This is a genomic window from Roseisolibacter agri (assembly GCF_030159095.1).
In the GTDB taxonomy this organism is placed as follows: domain Bacteria; phylum Gemmatimonadota; class Gemmatimonadetes; order Gemmatimonadales; family Gemmatimonadaceae; genus Roseisolibacter; species Roseisolibacter agri.
Genome location: NZ_BRXS01000004.1, coordinates 319,544 through 333,322, shown reverse-complemented (window position 1 = coordinate 333,322; position 13,779 = coordinate 319,544). Strand labels below are relative to the sequence as shown.

General features: G+C 74.5%; 16 protein-coding genes. 4 read left to right on the top strand and 12 right to left on the bottom strand.

From position 1 onward, the window contains the following. Positions 1-124: 124 nt before the first annotated feature. From rosag_RS13650 to rosag_RS13600, 11 genes are all read right to left on the bottom strand, one after another. The gene (locus rosag_RS13650; RefSeq protein WP_284350696.1) at positions 125-484 is read right to left on the bottom strand and encodes a hypothetical protein; all 360 of its coding nucleotides are present in this window, start codon (positions 482-484) and stop codon (positions 125-127) included. A gap of 41 nt (positions 485-525) precedes the next feature. Continuing rightward, positions 526-1,059, bottom strand: a complete 534-nt coding sequence (locus tag rosag_RS13645) for a DUF4112 domain-containing protein (RefSeq protein ID WP_284350695.1) — start codon at positions 1,057-1,059, stop codon at positions 526-528. Further along, positions 1,037-1,543 carry an acyl-CoA thioesterase gene (locus tag rosag_RS13640; RefSeq protein ID WP_284350694.1) on the bottom strand — a complete coding sequence of 169 codons (507 nt, stop codon included), beginning with the start codon at positions 1,541-1,543 and terminating at the stop codon, positions 1,037-1,039. The genes rosag_RS13645 and rosag_RS13640 overlap by 23 nt, the downstream gene beginning before the upstream one ends. Positions 1,544-1,580: 37 nt before the next feature. Continuing rightward, a complete protein-coding gene (locus rosag_RS13635; protein ID WP_284350693.1) occupies positions 1,581-2,024 on the bottom strand; it encodes a RidA family protein in 444 nt (147 codons plus the stop codon). Positions 2,025-2,118: 94 nt separating this feature from the next. Beyond that, positions 2,119-2,427: a hypothetical protein gene (locus rosag_RS13630; protein WP_284350692.1), complete on the bottom strand. Its 309-nt coding sequence runs from the start codon at positions 2,425-2,427 to the stop codon at positions 2,119-2,121. A gap of 7 nt (positions 2,428-2,434) precedes the next feature. Next, positions 2,435-3,142, bottom strand: a complete 708-nt coding sequence (locus tag rosag_RS13625; protein WP_284350691.1) for a hypothetical protein — start codon at positions 3,140-3,142, stop codon at positions 2,435-2,437. 245 nt (positions 3,143-3,387) lie between these two features. After that, positions 3,388-3,906, bottom strand: coding sequence for a DNA topology modulation protein (locus rosag_RS13620; protein WP_284350690.1), 519 nt, complete (start codon positions 3,904-3,906; stop codon positions 3,388-3,390). A gap of 10 nt (positions 3,907-3,916) precedes the next feature. Beyond that, on the bottom strand, positions 3,917-4,531 hold the full coding sequence (locus rosag_RS13615; RefSeq protein WP_284350689.1) for a GNAT family N-acetyltransferase: 615 nt from the start codon (positions 4,529-4,531) through the stop codon (positions 3,917-3,919). Beyond that, on the bottom strand, positions 4,528-5,085 hold the full coding sequence (locus tag rosag_RS13610; RefSeq protein WP_284350688.1) for a DinB family protein: 558 nt from the start codon (positions 5,083-5,085) through the stop codon (positions 4,528-4,530). The genes rosag_RS13615 and rosag_RS13610 overlap by 4 nt, the downstream gene beginning before the upstream one ends. 36 nt (positions 5,086-5,121) lie before the next feature. Further along, the gene (locus rosag_RS13605; RefSeq protein ID WP_284350687.1) at positions 5,122-5,427 is read right to left on the bottom strand and encodes a hypothetical protein; all 306 of its coding nucleotides are present in this window, start codon (positions 5,425-5,427) and stop codon (positions 5,122-5,124) included. Further along, positions 5,424-5,660: a hypothetical protein gene (locus rosag_RS13600; RefSeq protein ID WP_284350686.1), complete on the bottom strand. Its 237-nt coding sequence runs from the start codon at positions 5,658-5,660 to the stop codon at positions 5,424-5,426. The genes rosag_RS13605 and rosag_RS13600 overlap by 4 nt, the downstream gene beginning before the upstream one ends. A gap of 302 nt (positions 5,661-5,962) precedes the next feature. On the opposite strand from rosag_RS13600, the gene rosag_RS13595 reads away from it, so the two are divergent. From rosag_RS13595 to rosag_RS13580, 4 genes are all read left to right on the top strand, one after another. Continuing rightward, positions 5,963-8,143: a serine/threonine-protein kinase gene (locus tag rosag_RS13595; protein ID WP_284350685.1), complete on the top strand. Its 2,181-nt coding sequence runs from the start codon at positions 5,963-5,965 to the stop codon at positions 8,141-8,143. A 177-nt stretch (positions 8,144-8,320) separates the two neighbouring features. After that, positions 8,321-9,073 carry a hypothetical protein gene (locus rosag_RS13590; protein WP_284350684.1) on the top strand — a complete coding sequence of 251 codons (753 nt, stop codon included), beginning with the start codon at positions 8,321-8,323 and terminating at the stop codon, positions 9,071-9,073. A gap of 172 nt (positions 9,074-9,245) precedes the next feature. Further along, positions 9,246-10,382 (top strand): BTAD domain-containing putative transcriptional regulator, encoded by a 1,137-nt coding sequence (locus rosag_RS13585; protein ID WP_284350683.1) that lies wholly within the window; start codon positions 9,246-9,248, stop codon positions 10,380-10,382. Positions 10,383-10,409: 27 nt separating this feature from the next. Continuing rightward, positions 10,410-11,009: a S41 family peptidase gene (locus rosag_RS13580; RefSeq protein WP_284350682.1), complete on the top strand. Its 600-nt coding sequence runs from the start codon at positions 10,410-10,412 to the stop codon at positions 11,007-11,009. Positions 11,010-11,086: 77 nt separating this feature from the next. Here rosag_RS13580 and rosag_RS13575 read toward each other — a convergent pair whose 3' ends face one another. Continuing rightward, complete coding sequence (locus rosag_RS13575) at positions 11,087-13,621, bottom strand: vitamin B12-dependent ribonucleotide reductase (protein WP_284350681.1); 2,535 nt, start codon at positions 13,619-13,621, stop codon at positions 11,087-11,089. Positions 13,622-13,779: the final 158 nt, after the last annotated feature.

Below are 13,779 nucleotides of genomic sequence, written 5' to 3'. Positions count from 1 at the left end.
CCCCCCGGAGCATCGGGAGCGGACCGGGACCGCTGCGGGTGCGCGGTCCGGCTGCTCCGCCCTGCCCTACGATGTCACCGCCGGGCCGCGCGCGCATCCCCCGCCGCGCGCCCCGGCGGGTCGCTCAGTTGGCGCTGGGGTCTTCCTCGTCGCCCTCCTCCTCCGCCTCGTCGGCGGGCGAGAACGCCGACTGCAGCTCGTCGTTCACCAGCAGGTCGCGCACGATGGCCTCGATGCTCGGGCGCGACGTGTCGTCCACGAGCACGAGGTCGGACGCCCACAGGTAGCGGCCGCCGAGGTTCTCGCCGCTCGCCGCGCAGTTCGCGCGCAGCGTGGCGAGGTGGTCGAAGGTGCAGAAGCTGGCGATCCAGCGCGAGCCGTCGGCGAGCGTCACGATAACGTCGGTCACGTCGTCCGACGGGGTCCATCGACCGGGCGCCCACTCCTCGGCCTCGATCCAGAGCAGGAAGGGTTGCACGTGCATGGTGGCGCGAGTTGGAGGGGTGGAAGCGCGGCGGAGCGGCGTCAGCCGAAGGCGCGGAGGAGGCTCTGCACCAGCAGGACGACGAGCACCGCGCCGGCGACCGCGAGCAGCGCGATGCCCGCGAGCACGCCGAGCACCACGCGGCTGCTGGCGGCGCGCGCGCCGCGCGGGTCGGCGAGGTGCCGCTCCAGCAGCGCGACGTTGCGCGAGTTGGAGCGCCAGCCGAGGTCGAAGAGGTCGCCGAACAGCGGCACGGCGCCCACCAGCGTGTCGATGCCGACGTTGAGCAGCATGCGCACGAGCACCGTCGCCGGCGCGCCGAGGCGCGCGGCCGCGAGCACGATGTAGCCCGACGCCGCGGCGCCGACGACGTCACCCACGCCCGGGATCAGCCCCAGCACCGCGTCGAGCCCGAAGCGCACCGGCGTGCCCGGCACGCGCACCGCGGTGTCCAGCAGGCGCGCCATCGCGCGCACGCGCTGGGCATGGTGCATCCGGCTGCCGTGCACGGGCCCGGTGAGCACCTCTCCCACCACCGGCTCCAAGGACGCATCAACGGGCGGGCGCGTCGCCATCGGTCACCTCGCGTGCGGGTTCGCCGATCGAGAAGAGCGCGCGCAGGTGCGGCGGCACGCGGCGCGGACGGCCGGTCGTGGGATCCACGGGACACCAGAGCGTGCGCGAGCGCGCCAGCACGCGATCGTCGTCCACGCGCCGCACGTCGGTGTGCCGCTCGAAGATCAGCCCCTTCGCGTGGCCCACGCGCGTGCGCACGACGACCGCGTCGCCGAGCAACGCGGGCGCGAGGTAGTCGATCTCGTGCCGCGTGCAGACCCAACCGACCTGCGCGCGGTCCTCGGGCGTCGTCAGCGCGAGCCAGTGCGCGGTCGCGGTGTCCTGCACCCACTGCACGTAGACGACGTTGTTGACGTGCGCCTGCTCGTCGAGGTCCGACTCCGCCACCTCCAGCGTGCGCGCGAAGGTGTCGCGCCCCGCGTCGGACGAGCCGGGGGGCGCGGCCGCGGGTGCGTCGTCGGAGTCGGGCGCGCGGACGGTCACGCCGCCGGGAATCGCACGATCGAGGCCGCCGCGCGCGTCACGCCGCCGCCAGGCACTCGATCTCGACGCGGGCGCCGAGCGCCAGCCCCGTGCTGCCGAAGGCGCTGCGCGCGGGGAAGCTGCGCGGGAAGTAGCGCGCGTAGACCGCGTTCATCGCTGGCCACTCCTTCATGTCGGCCATCATCACGGTGCACTTCACGACGCGCTCCATGGACGACCCGGTGCGCTGCAGCACGTCGCGGATGTTCTCGAGCGTCTGGCGCGTCTCGGCCTCGATGCCGCCGGGGACCAGGCGGCCGCTGCTGTCGGTGCCGATCTGGCCGGCGAGGTAGAGCATCCCGTTCACGCGCACCGCGGGCGAGAACGGGTACTGGGGCGTGCCGTACGGCGTCAGGAACTCGGGCGTGCCGGCGCCGGCGCGGGTGGCGGACGAGCAGGCGGCCGAACCGAGGCACGCGAGGGCGACGAGGAGACGACGCACGGCGGCGGGAGCTGGAGGAGACGTCGGTGACGGCGAACGCCGGCAACGCTCGCACGCCCCGCACGCGGCGTCAACCGCGGTGCACGCCGGCGCGTCAGAGCCGCCGGATCTCGTGCGCGCGGATCACCAGCTCGTCCTGCGCGAAGCGCTCCTCCAGCGTCGCGCGCAGCGTGCGCCACCAGTCGGCGTCGAGCGCGTCGACCATGACCTCGTAGACCACGACGTCGTCGCGCGCCGGCGGCTCGCCGTCCGGTGCCCACACGCCCTCCGCGGGCGCGCGCGTGTAGGCGGTGAGCCCGCCGAACGTCCCGGTGAGCGTCGTGCGCAGCTCGGCGTAGTGCGACGCGGGAAAGGGCCGGCCCGCATCGTCGCGGACGGGGATCAGCAGCTGGACGAGGTGCATGCGGGCGTCAGCGCGGCTCGCGAGGGAGGACGGGCGTGTCGTCGGAGGTGGCGTCGTGCGCGAGCGCGTCGGCGACCGCGTCGGCCATGCGCTCCAGCCGACCCTGCTCGCGCCGCGCCACGCGCCGCCAGAGCAGACGCGATGCCGTGAGGCCGGCGGCGAGCGTGCCCGCGCCGATGGCCGCGACGGCGAGCCCGGACAGCTCGCCGAGGCCCCCGAGCGTCGCCAGCGCGGCCGCCGCGGCGGGCACGAGGTGCATCACGATCTGCCGCCCCTCGAAGCGCCCGGTGACCTCGACGTCGACGCCGCCCGCGCCCGATGGGGTGAGCACGACGGACGAGGCGCTGTAGCCCGTGTCGTAGCGCCACTCGAAGCCGTGGCCGAGGGCGCGCACCTCGCCCAGCACGGGCGAGTGGCGGCGGATCGCGCCGAGCACGGCGCCCGACGCGAGCGGCGTGCGCGCCTCCTCGACGCGGCGGCGCACGACGACGCGCGCGTCGCTCGTGGCGTCCTGCCGCGTATCCGTCTCCGCGCCGGCGCCGGGCGCCAGCTCGCGCGCCACGCGGCGCACCAGCAGCGGGTCGATGCCGGCGGCGGCCGCGTCGCGCTCCAGCTCCGACAGCGCGTGCACCGCGTCGCCCTGGCGCTGCTGCAGCTCGGCCGCGCGCCGCAGGATCAGCGCGCGCTCGTCGTCGGTGAAGCGCGGGTCTGGCATGGGGGCAATCTGCGCCGCCGGGCCGCGCGGCGCACGGTCGGACGACGGAATGTGTCGACGGGCCCGGGCCCGCCGGCCCCTTTCAACTCTTGGAGGGATGCGGATGCTCCGGATCAGGCGGATGCTGCGGATCGCGCCGCGTGGCAGCGACGTCCCGTGCGCCACATGGAGCGATCCGCATGATCCGTTCAGATCCGAAGCATCCGCGTCCTCCCCAAAGGCGAACGCCCCGGCGCGCGGACGCGTCATCTCCTTCCGGACGTCAGCGTCGCGAGCCACGCGTCCACCGCCCGCTGCGAGCGCAGCACGACCACGCGCGTCGTGGGCGGGAGCGCGGCCAACCGGCGCAGCACGCCCGGGCGGCGCGTGCGCGGATAGCCCCACACCCAGCGCACGAACTCCCACGTCACCTGCTCGTTGCACCCCGCGGCCATGTCGGGCCGGGTGCGGCCGCGGTAGCGCACCGCGCGCGACACGATGCGCCACACGCAGACGACGCGCGGCAGGTCGAGGAAGACGACCGTGTCGCTCGCCGCCAGCCGCACGTCGAGCGTGCCGCCGTAGTTGCCGTCCATCACCCACGCCGGCTCCGCGATCATCGCCTCGACCGCGCCGCGCCACTCGTCGGCCGGCGTCTCCACCCAGCCGGCGCGCCAGTAGCGCGCGTCCAAGTGCACGACGGGGAGCCCCGTGCGCTCCGCGATGCGCTTCGCGAGCGTCGACTTGCCCGCCCCGCCCGAGCCGATGATCGAGACGCGCCGCACGCCGTCGCGCCTACTGCGCGGCGTCCGGGCGCAGGCACGCCAGCCCCGCGTCCATCGCGGCCTGCCGCGCGGCGGCGTCGCGCAGCTCGGGCAGCGGCACCGGCGGCGCCGGCTCCACGTCGTGCGGCGCGATCGCGCGCTCCAGCCACACCACGTCGTGCCACGCGCCGAGCTTGTAGCCCACGCCGCGGAACACGCCCACCGGCGTGAAGCCGAGCGCGCGGTGCATCCCCTCGCTCGCGTCGTTGGGCAGCGTGATGCCCGCATACGCGTTGCGGAAGCCCTGCAGCGCGAGCAGCGCGAACAGCGACGTGTACAGCGCGCGCCCCACGCCGCCGCGGTGCGCGTCCGCGTGCACGTACGCGGACACCTCGACCGACCACTGGTACGCCGGGCGGTCGCGATGCGGGCTCGCGTACGCGTAGCCGAGGACGCGCGCGTCGCGCTCCAGCACGAGCCACGGCGTGCGCGCGGTGAGCCGCTCGACGCGCCGCGCCATCTCGTCGGCGTCGGGCGCCGTCAGCTCGAACGAGGTCGCGCGCCCGTCCACCGCGGGCGCGTAGATCGCGGCCAGCGCCGCGCCGTCGGCCGCCGTCGCGAGGCGGATGCGCGCCGCGCCGCTCACGTCCACACCTCCTCGGCCTGCTGCAGGTGGCGGTGCTGATGCGGCGCCTGCATCGCGAGCGCCGCGAACAGGTTGTAGCGCGCCCGCGCGTCGAACGGCGACGTCACGCGCACGCGCTCCAGCGGAAGGCCGTCCGCCGCGCGCACGAACGCCAGCAGCTCGTCCTGCCGCGCGTCGAACTCGCGCAGCGTCGCGTCGCGTGGGAGGTCGCCCGTGGGCACGAACGAAGCCGGCGAGCGGACGCGGCCCACGCGCAACGCGCCGACGCGCGGCAGCGGGCCCACCATGCGCGAGATCAGCCAGCCCACGGGATCGCGCCGGTAGCGCGCGGCCGCGGTGCGGCCCATCGCCGCGGCCTCGTCGAGCGCGGCGCGCAGCAGCGGCGCGTACGCCTGCGCGGTCAGGTTGAGGTGCGCCACGCACTCCGCGACCGACCAGCGTGCGGGATCGGCGCGGCGCGCCCAGCGGTCCTCCGGGAGTGTGTCCGCCAGTCGATGCAGGCGGGTCCGCGCGCGCTCCAGGTCGGCCGCGACGTCGGCGAGCTGTGGCTGCATGCGTCTCTCTCGAGGTGACGTGCTACGACACGCTGTCTAGGGCGCACACTTCGGACAGCGGACCAGCACCGGCCCCTGCTCCGGCAGCTCGCGCGCGATCCACGCGCGCAGCGCCGCGGTCGTCTCGGCGCACACCTGCCGACTCCCCTTCGCGTTCAGACGGCCCGGATGCCGACCCCGGTCGATCTCGGCGCACGACACGCGGTGCAGCGTCGCCCCCGTCTTCGCCCGCACGCCGAGGACGTACCCGCGCGGATGCGAGTTGCGCCACCAGCCGTAGCCGGCGTCGTCCCCGGGATACTCGTACGTCGCGACGTTCGGATCGGCCGGCGCCTCGCTCATGCGCCGGGCGCGTCGTCGGGACGCGGCGCGTCGGCCTCGTCCGTCGCGGGCGGCTCGACGCCGAGGCTGGCCTGCAGGTCCTCGATCGCGCGCGCGAGCTGCCGCAGCGACTCGAGCATCGCGTGCGCCTCCGGTGGCACCGGCGCGCCGCGCGCCTCGGCCTCGGCGATCTGGGCCTCGAGCGCCTGCGCGGAGTCACCGAAGGTGTGGAGATCGTCGGGGCTGCTGCTCATGCGTGCGGTGGAGATGGAGGTGCGATGCGTCGGCCGCTGCCGGCCGCGCCTGCCGCAGAACGTAATGCGTGGCGCCCCGCCCGGCGCGGGTCAGGTGACCTCGCTGCTGCACACTGTCGCAGCAGCGGGAGCGGCCATCGGGTACGGTGCGCGCAGAGCTCGGCATCGGGCCGTGCCGTGCGACACGCGGCGCGCGAAACTCGGGCTGGCGTCGGCGTGACGCATGTGCAATAGATGACGCGCGCCGCGTCGACGTTGCGTGGCGCGCCCCCCTCCGCACGCGCTCCGCGAAGGCTGCCCTCATGCGCGACGAGCGGCCCGGCGCCCCGCCGCCGGACGATCCCCCCCGCGTCCCTCCCGCCGTCGATCCGGCGGAGATCACCTCCCCCGAGTCCCTGACGCCCGACGCCTCCTGCGAGGCGCCGGACGAGCTGGCGGCCGACTACGAGATCCTCGGCGAGCTGGGACGCGGCGGGAGCGCGGTCGTGTACCACGCGATCGATCGACGGCTCGGCCGCGAGGTCGCGCTCAAGGTCGTGCGCGCGCCGCACGGCCGCGCCGACGGGCGTGCGGCGGAGGCGCTGGCGCGGCTGGCGCGCGAGGCGTGCACCGTCGCGCAGCTGGAGCATCCGCACATCGTGCGGCTGCACGCCATCCACCACCTGCGCGACGGGCTCGCGCTGGAGATGCCGCGTGTCGCCGGGCAGACGCTGAAGCAGATGCTGGCCGTCGTCGGGCCCCTGGACGCCGACCACGCCTCCGCGATCCTGCGCGACGTCGCGGCCGCGCTGGAGTTCGCGCACGCGCGCGGCGTCGTGCACCGCGACGTGAAGCCCGAGAACATCTTCGTCGAGGACTACACGGGGCGCGCGCTGCTCGCCGACTTCGGCGTGGCGCGGTGGCAGGACGCGGACGCGGCGCTCACGCAGACGGGCGTCGCGATCGGCACGCCGGCGTACATGAGCCCCGAGCAGATCGACGGGCGCGCGCTCGACGGGCGCGCGGACCTCTACAGCCTGGGGCTCGTCGGCTGGGAGATGCTCGCCGGCCGCCGCCCGTGGGAGGGCGAGTCGCTGCTGACCGTGCTCCAGCGCCAGCAGCACGACGAGCTGCCGCCCATCGAGGCGGTGCGGCCGCCGGAGCTGCCGCGGGTGCCGCTGGAGCTGCAGTACATCGTCGAGCGGATGCTGCAGAAGGCGCCGGGCGCGCGCTGGGCCGACGCGGGCGCGGTCGGCGCGCAGCTGACCCAGCCGATCCTGCCGATGGACTTCACGGCGTGGCGCCGCCGTCACGAGCGCCGCGTCGAGGAGGCGCGGCGCGCGCCCGCGACGCCGCGCGTCGGTGCGCTGGGACGCCTCACGACCGCGCTCACGACGCTCCGCTTCTCGCGCGCGCGGCTGGAGACGGACGCGGACACCGCGGCGCCGGTGACGGCCGACCACGCCCCCACGTGGGCCGCGCGGCCGCCGCTGCGCCGCGCGGCGCGCACCCGCATCGCGGTCGCCAGCGCGACGGCGCTCACCGCGACGACGATCGCGCTCGTGGTGCGCTCCACCGGCAGCGGCGAGGAGCTGCCGCGCGCGCGCGCCACGCGGGCCGCGCGCGGCGAGGTGGCGCCGGCCGCGCCGCACCTGCTCGAGACGCCGTCGCGCCTCGGCGTCACGCGTGCACAGGCCCCGGCGTCGCTGGAGCACGCGTTCGTGTGGTCGCCGACGGTCGGGCCGCGCGTGGCCGCACTGGCGGTCGTCGCCACGGCCGGCACGGAGAAGCCGCAGGCCCGCGGCGGCACGAAGCCGCAGCCCGCCGCCACGACGGCGTCGGCCGAGCGTCGCAGCCGGAAGACCGAGCGTACGGACGGCGCGCGCGGGACGCGTGGCGCGAGCGGCACCGTGCACGTGCACGCGCCGGTGCTCGTGCGTGCGCCCGAGGGCGCGCCCCGCGCCGACGCCGCGCCGACGTTCGTCGCCACCGCGCGCGACGCCGTGTGGCGCGTGGCCGAGCGGGTGCGCGGCGTCGCGGGCGGCGAGCCCGTGCCGGTGGGCGCGGCGCCCGAGCGCGAGGTGGTCGTGGACTCCGCGCTCTCGCGCGCGCCGCGGCGCGCGGAGCTGGTGGGCGCGTGGCACCATGGCGACCGCCGCTCGCGGCTCGGCGACTCGCTGACGCTCGTGCTGCGCGAGGACGGCACCGCGCGCGAGATCCGGCGGCGCTACTCGCTCGACCCCCGCAACAGCTGGATGCTCGCGCGCGAGCAGTTCGACGGGCGGTGGGAGATGCGCTACGGCGGGCTCACGGCCGTGGAGCTGTGCATCACGTGGCAGACGCCGAAGGAGCTGACGACCTGCGGCGGCGCGATCCCCGACTCCGTGGACGGACTCCGCATGCTGACGTACGCGGGCCGGCACTGGCGCGACCGTCCACCGGCGCCCGAGAAGCCGGCGAAGTCGCGCGCGTCGAAGAAGCGCTCGGCCTCGCGGCGCGGCTGACGCAGCGAACCCGGGGCCGGCCGTCGTCGACGGCCGGCCCCGCGCGCATCCGGACGCCGCGCTCGAGCTCCCCACGCGTCGCTGACGATCGCCGACGCGCCGACGGGTGGCCGAACCGCGCGACGCGGCCGTATCGTTGTCGCGCAGTTCCACACTCATCGCGAGAGGACACCCAGCATGCGCAGCATCCCCGCATCCGCGCTGGCCGTCGCCATGACGGCGACCGCGGCCATCGCGCTCGCCGGCGGCGCGAGTGCCGTCCGCGCCCAGGATTCGTCGCGCGCCGTCGCCGGCGGCGGCATCAGCGTCGCCGGCTGGGCCGGGAAGGTCGACGCCAACGAGGCCAAGGCCGGCCAGACGGTCAACAACGCGAAGCTCGTGCAGGAAGGCGACGCGCTGCACGCGACCACTGGTCCCGCCATCGCCTACTGGAATCCCGGCAACACGGCGAGCGGCGACTACACCGTGAAGGCGACGTTCCGCGAGCCGCAGTACATGGGGCTCAACAACCATCCGCACCCGTACGGCGTCTTCATCGGCGGGAGCGACATGGGCACCGACACGCAGAGCTACGCGTACTGCGCGGCGTACGGCAACGGCAACTTCATCATGCGCGGCTTCGGGCCGGAGCCGTTCCGCCTGAACGGCCCGCGCGGCGAGGCCAACGCCGCCATCCACAAGGCGGCCGCGAAGGGCGACCCGGTGACGCAGGAGATCGCGATCACGGTGAAGGGCGACCAGGTCACGTGCGCGGTGAACGGCACCGTCGTCGGCACGTACGCGAAGGCGGACCTCGTGGGCGCCGGGAAGCTCAAGTCGACCGACGGCGTGTACGGCATCCGCATGGGCCACAACACCGAGGCGATCGTGACGGGCTTCGGCATGACGCCGGCGGCGGCCGGTGGCGGCGCGAAGGTGAAGAAGGACTGAGCGCCCGAGAGCGCCCGAGCGCGCCCGAGCGCGCCCGAGGGCGCGCCTCGCGGGGGCGCCGCGGCCGTTCGGCCGCGGCGCCCCCGCGTCGCGTTGACAATCCCCTTGCAGCCGTGGTCGTCCGCGTGGCGCGCGGGACTTCTACTTTGTAGAAACACCCTCGCCCCGCCCCATGTCCACTCGCCTTCGCCTCGCGCGGCCCGCCCCGTGGGCCGTCGCCGCGCTCGTCACACTCGTCGCGCTGGCGCCCGCGATCGGCGGCGCGCAGGACACCGACGCCGCCGTGTCGACTCTGGCGCTGCTCGACGGGCCGCGCGTGCCCGACGACGCGATCGCCTACCACGCCGCGCGACGGCGCGCCGAGGCGGCGTTCGCGGCGGGACGCCACGCGGAGGCGGAGCCGATCGCCGATTCGCTCGCCCGCGCCTATCCGCGCGACGTCCGCAACTGGCATCTCCTCGCGCGCGTGAAGGCCGCGCTCGGCCGCCACGAGGAATCGGCGGCGGCCTATCAACGCGTCGGCGCGCTCGTGGGATGGCGCTCGCCGTACTTCTACCCCGGCGTGATGACCGCCGTGCAGCGGCTCGCGGCCGGCGACCGCGCGGGCGCTCTGGAGGAGCTGCGCCGCGAGGTCGAGGAGCGCCGCAACTTCTACGTGCGCTCCGCGGTCTTCGGCTGGCCGGGGCTCGCCGCGCTGCAGGCGGACACGCAGTTCCTCCGCCTCACCGGCAGGCCCGTCGGGCCCGCGCCCTCGCGCGACGACGCCTGGCGATCCGATCTCGACTTCCTCGTCGCGGAAGTGAAGCGCGTGAACCCCGACTACCACGATGCGCCCTTCCCCGCCGAGTTCACGCGGCGCGTCGAGCGGCTGCGCGCGGAGATCCCGCGTCTCACCGACGACGAGATCTTCGTGCGCATGAACCACGTCCTCGCGGTGCTCGGCCAGGGTCACCTGGGCGTGTTTCCCACCGCCTCGTCGGGGCGCCTGCCGATCCGTCCGTACGCCTTCGCCGACGGCATTCACGTCATCGACGCGGCGCCCGATCAACGCGCGCTCGTCGGCGCGAGGCTGCTCGCGATCGGCGGCACGCCCGTCGACGAGATCCTGAAGCGGCTCGCGGCGCACCGCAGCGTGTCGGGCGACATGCAGCACCTCTGGGGCGCGTCGGACCTCGCGTCCACGCCGCACCTGCGCGGCGTGCACGCCATCGACGGCGGCGACTCGACGACGCTCACCCTGCAGCCGCGCGGCGGCGGCGCGATCCGCACCGTGCGCGTGCCCACGCGCGGAGCCGCGATGCCGGGGTGACAGGACCGCCTCGCGCCGCCGCCGGGCGTGCCGACGCCACTCTACCTCCGCGAGATGGACCAGTCGCACCGGGAGCAGGCGATGCCGGAGCACGACGCGCTCTACGTGCAGATGAACCTCGTGCGCCCCGATCCGGACGAGACGGTGGCGCAGTTCGGGACGCGCATCCGGCGCGTGCTCGCCGAGCGCCGGCCGCGGAACCTGATCCTCGACCTGCGGCACAACAACGGCGGCGCGACGGGCAACTATCCCGAGCTCCTGCGCACGGTCGTCGCGTTCAGCACGCAGCCCGACGCGCGCGTCTTCGTGCTCATCGGCCGGCGCGTCTTCTCGGCCACCGCGAACCTGGTGACGGACCTGGAGCGGCTCGCGCGCCCGACGTTCGTCGGCGAGCCGACGAGCGCGTGCTGCAGCTTCACGGGCGACCCGAACGCGGCGACGCTGCCGTACAGCCGGCTCGCGGCCGAGCTGACGTCGGTGCGCTGGAACCTGAGCGCGGACGTCTACGACGCGCGGCGCGAGCTGGTGCCCGACGTGCCCGTGCAGCTCACCGCGGCGGCGCACTTCGCGGGCGAGGATCCGGTGCTGGAGACGGTCTTCCGGCTGATCCACGCGCCGGCGCCGTAACCGCGCGACGCGCACGAACGCGAACGGGGGCGCGTCGTCGACGCGCCCCCGTTCCGTCTGCCGTTGGAGCGTTCAGCTCAGCCGCACTCGCTGAACCCGCACACGTGGCACTTCACGCAGCCCTCGGCGAACTCCAGCTGGCTGCCGCAGTCCGGGCACGTGCCCATGAACACCTCGCCGCCGTGGAAGCTCTCGAACGCGGGCTGCGCCTGCATCGCGTTCCCCGCCGGCGCCGGCGTCACGACCTCGCGCGCGGGTGCCGACGACTGCGGTGCCGGGCTCGCGAGCAGGTCCTGCTGCACGCCCTGCTTGTCGCGCCACCACTCCTCGAGCGCGATGCCGACCGCGTCGGGCATCGACAGCACCTTGTTCGGGCCCAGGCCCACCGCGCGATCCGACGAGATGCCGCGCAGCTGGCGGATGATCTCCTGGATCGGGATCCCCGAGCGCAGCGCCAGCGACACCAGCCGGCCCAGCGCCTCGGCGTCGGCCATCGCGCTGCCGCCCGCCTTGCCCAGGCTCAGGAAGACGTCGAACGGCTGGCTGCGGTCGTCCTCGGAGATGTGCACGAACATCGTGCCGAGCGGCGTCTCCTTGCGCATCGACGTCGAGCGGAGCTTGTCCGGGCGCGCGCGCTTGGCGCGGCGCTGGAGGTTCTCCGCCTCGGCGTCGTAGAGCGCCTTCTTCGTGCGCTCCATCTCGGCCTCGAGCTCCGCGATCGTGCCCTGCAGCTCGCCCACCTGGCGGCGCAGCGCCGTCGCCTCGCCCTTGTCCGCCGCCGCGTCGCCGCCACCGGCGGCCGCCTTCTCGCGCTCCTTCTTCGCGGTCTCCGTCGCACCCGTCGACAGCACCTGGCCGTCGCGCGAGCCGTCGCGGTAGACCGTCACGCCCTTGCAGTTCAGCTGGTACGCGAGCTCGTAGATCGCGCGGACGTCGTCGACCGTCGCCGTGTGGGCGAAGTTGGTCGTCTTGCTGATGGCCGAGTCGCAGTGCTGCTGGAAGGCCGCCTGCATGCGCACGTGCCACTCGGGCGCGATCAGGTTCGCCGTCACGAACACCTTCTGCCAGCGCTCCGGGACCTCCGGGTGCTGCACGGTGCCCGTCTTCGCGATGCGCTCCATCAGCTCGTCCGAGTACCACCCCTCGCGCTTGGCGATCGCGACGAAGTCCTCGTTGACGTCGGGCATCATGACGCCCGCCTGGTTGCGCATGAACGCCACCGCGAACAGCGGCTCCAGCCCCGACGAGCAGCCGGCGATGATCGAGATCGTGCCCGTGGGCGCGACCGTCGTCACGTTGCAGTTGCGCAGCATCTGCATCGGGCGGATGCGCTTGCCGTCGGCGTCGCGCGCGCACGTCTCGTCCGGGCCCCAGATCGACCGCGCCCACTCGGGGAACGGGCCGCGCTCCTTGGCCAGGCGCTCGCTCTCCTTCTTCCCCTCGACGTCGAGGAACTCCATCACGCGGCGGCCCATCTCCACGCCCTCCGGCGTGTCGTACGGGATGCCGAGCTTGATCAGCGCGTCCGCGAAGCCCATGACGCCGAGCCCGATGCGGCGGATGCGCTTGGACAGCGCGTCGATCTCCGGCAGCGGGTACTTGTTGACGTCGATGATGTTGTCGAGGAAGTGCGTCGACGTGCGGATGTCGCGGCCGAACGCCTCCCAGTCGAGCTGCCCGTCGCGGACGTAGTAGCCGACGTTCACCGAGCCGAGGTTGCAGACGTCGTACGGGAGCAGGGGCTGCTCGCCGCACGGGTTGGTCGCCTCGTACGCGCCGAGGTGCGGGACCGGGTTGTAGCGGTTCGCCTCGTCGATGAAGAACACGCCCGGCTCGCCCGTGCGCCACGCGCCGAGCACCATCTTGTCCCACACCAGCTTCGCGTCCAGCTGCCCCGCGACCGCGCCCGTCGACGGCTCGATCAGGTCGTAGCTCCCCCCCGCCTTCAGCGCCTGCATGAACTTCTCGGTGATGCCGACCGAGATGTTGAAGTTCGTGACCTTCGTCAGGTCTTCCTTGCAGGCGATGAAGTCCAGCACGTCCGGATGGTCGACGCGCAGGATGCCCATGTTGGCCCCGCGGCGCGTGCCCCCCTGCTTCACCGCGTCGGTCGACGAGTCGTAGAGCTGCATGAACGACACGGGGCCGCTGGCGACGCCGGTCGTCGAGCGCACCATCGCGCCCTTGCCACGCAGGCGGCTGAAGCTGAAGCCCGTGCCGCCGCCCGACTGGTGGATGAGCGCCATCGAGCGCAGCGTGTCGTAGATGCCGTTCTGCCCGTTCGAGAGCGCGTCCTCGACCGGCAGCACGAAGCACGCGGAGAGCTGGCCCAGCGGGCGGCCCGCGTTCATCAGCGTCGGCGAGTTCGGCTCGAAGCGGCGCTGCGTCATCAGCGCGTAGAACTCCTCCGCCAGCGCCTGCGTCTGCGCGTCCGACGCGCCGTAGCGCCGGTCGGCCTCGGCGACCACCGTGGCGACGCGCCAGAACATGTCTTCCGGGCGCTCGGTGGGCTTGCCCGACCGGTCCTTGACCAGATAGCGCTTCTCGAGAACGGTGCGCGCGTTCTGCGACAGCTCGGCCGGGACCGACGGGGGCGTGGACGACAGAGGCATGAAGGGCTCCTTCGACGCGGACGACGTGCCCGGAACGGGGGGGCGTTCGGGGCGGGACTGAGGTCTCACACCACCGGACGGAGTCGACGGTGGCGGGGGCCTGCGAGTGGAGGGGAGGGGCAACCTACAGGTGCTTGCTCGCACGCACAATGTCTCCC

Bases quoted from the DNA above. Each gene is read 5' to 3' on its own strand.
- rosag_RS13645 (WP_284350695.1), bottom strand. From the start codon at position 1,059: ATGGCGACGCGCCCGCCCGTTGATGCGTCCTTGGAGCCGGTGGTGGGA.
- rosag_RS13595 (WP_284350685.1), top strand. From the start codon at position 5,963: ATGCGCGACGAGCGGCCCGGCGCCCCGCCGCCGGACGATCCCCCCCGC.
- rosag_RS13625 (WP_284350691.1), bottom strand. From the start codon at position 3,142: ATGCCAGACCCGCGCTTCACCGACGACGAGCGCGCGCTGATCCTGCGG.
- rosag_RS13630 (WP_284350692.1), bottom strand. From the start codon at position 2,427: ATGCACCTCGTCCAGCTGCTGATCCCCGTCCGCGACGATGCGGGCCGG.
- rosag_RS13650 (WP_284350696.1), bottom strand. From the start codon at position 484: ATGCACGTGCAACCCTTCCTGCTCTGGATCGAGGCCGAGGAGTGGGCG.
- rosag_RS13585 (WP_284350683.1), top strand. From the start codon at position 9,246: ATGTCCACTCGCCTTCGCCTCGCGCGGCCCGCCCCGTGGGCCGTCGCC.
- rosag_RS13600 (WP_284350686.1), bottom strand. From the start codon at position 5,660: ATGAGCAGCAGCCCCGACGATCTCCACACCTTCGGTGACTCCGCGCAG.
- rosag_RS13590 (WP_284350684.1), top strand. From the start codon at position 8,321: ATGCGCAGCATCCCCGCATCCGCGCTGGCCGTCGCCATGACGGCGACC.
- rosag_RS13610 (WP_284350688.1), bottom strand. From the start codon at position 5,085: ATGCAGCCACAGCTCGCCGACGTCGCGGCCGACCTGGAGCGCGCGCGG.
- rosag_RS13575 (WP_284350681.1), bottom strand. From the start codon at position 13,621: ATGCCTCTGTCGTCCACGCCCCCGTCGGTCCCGGCCGAGCTGTCGCAG.
- rosag_RS13605 (WP_284350687.1), bottom strand. From the start codon at position 5,427: ATGAGCGAGGCGCCGGCCGATCCGAACGTCGCGACGTACGAGTATCCC.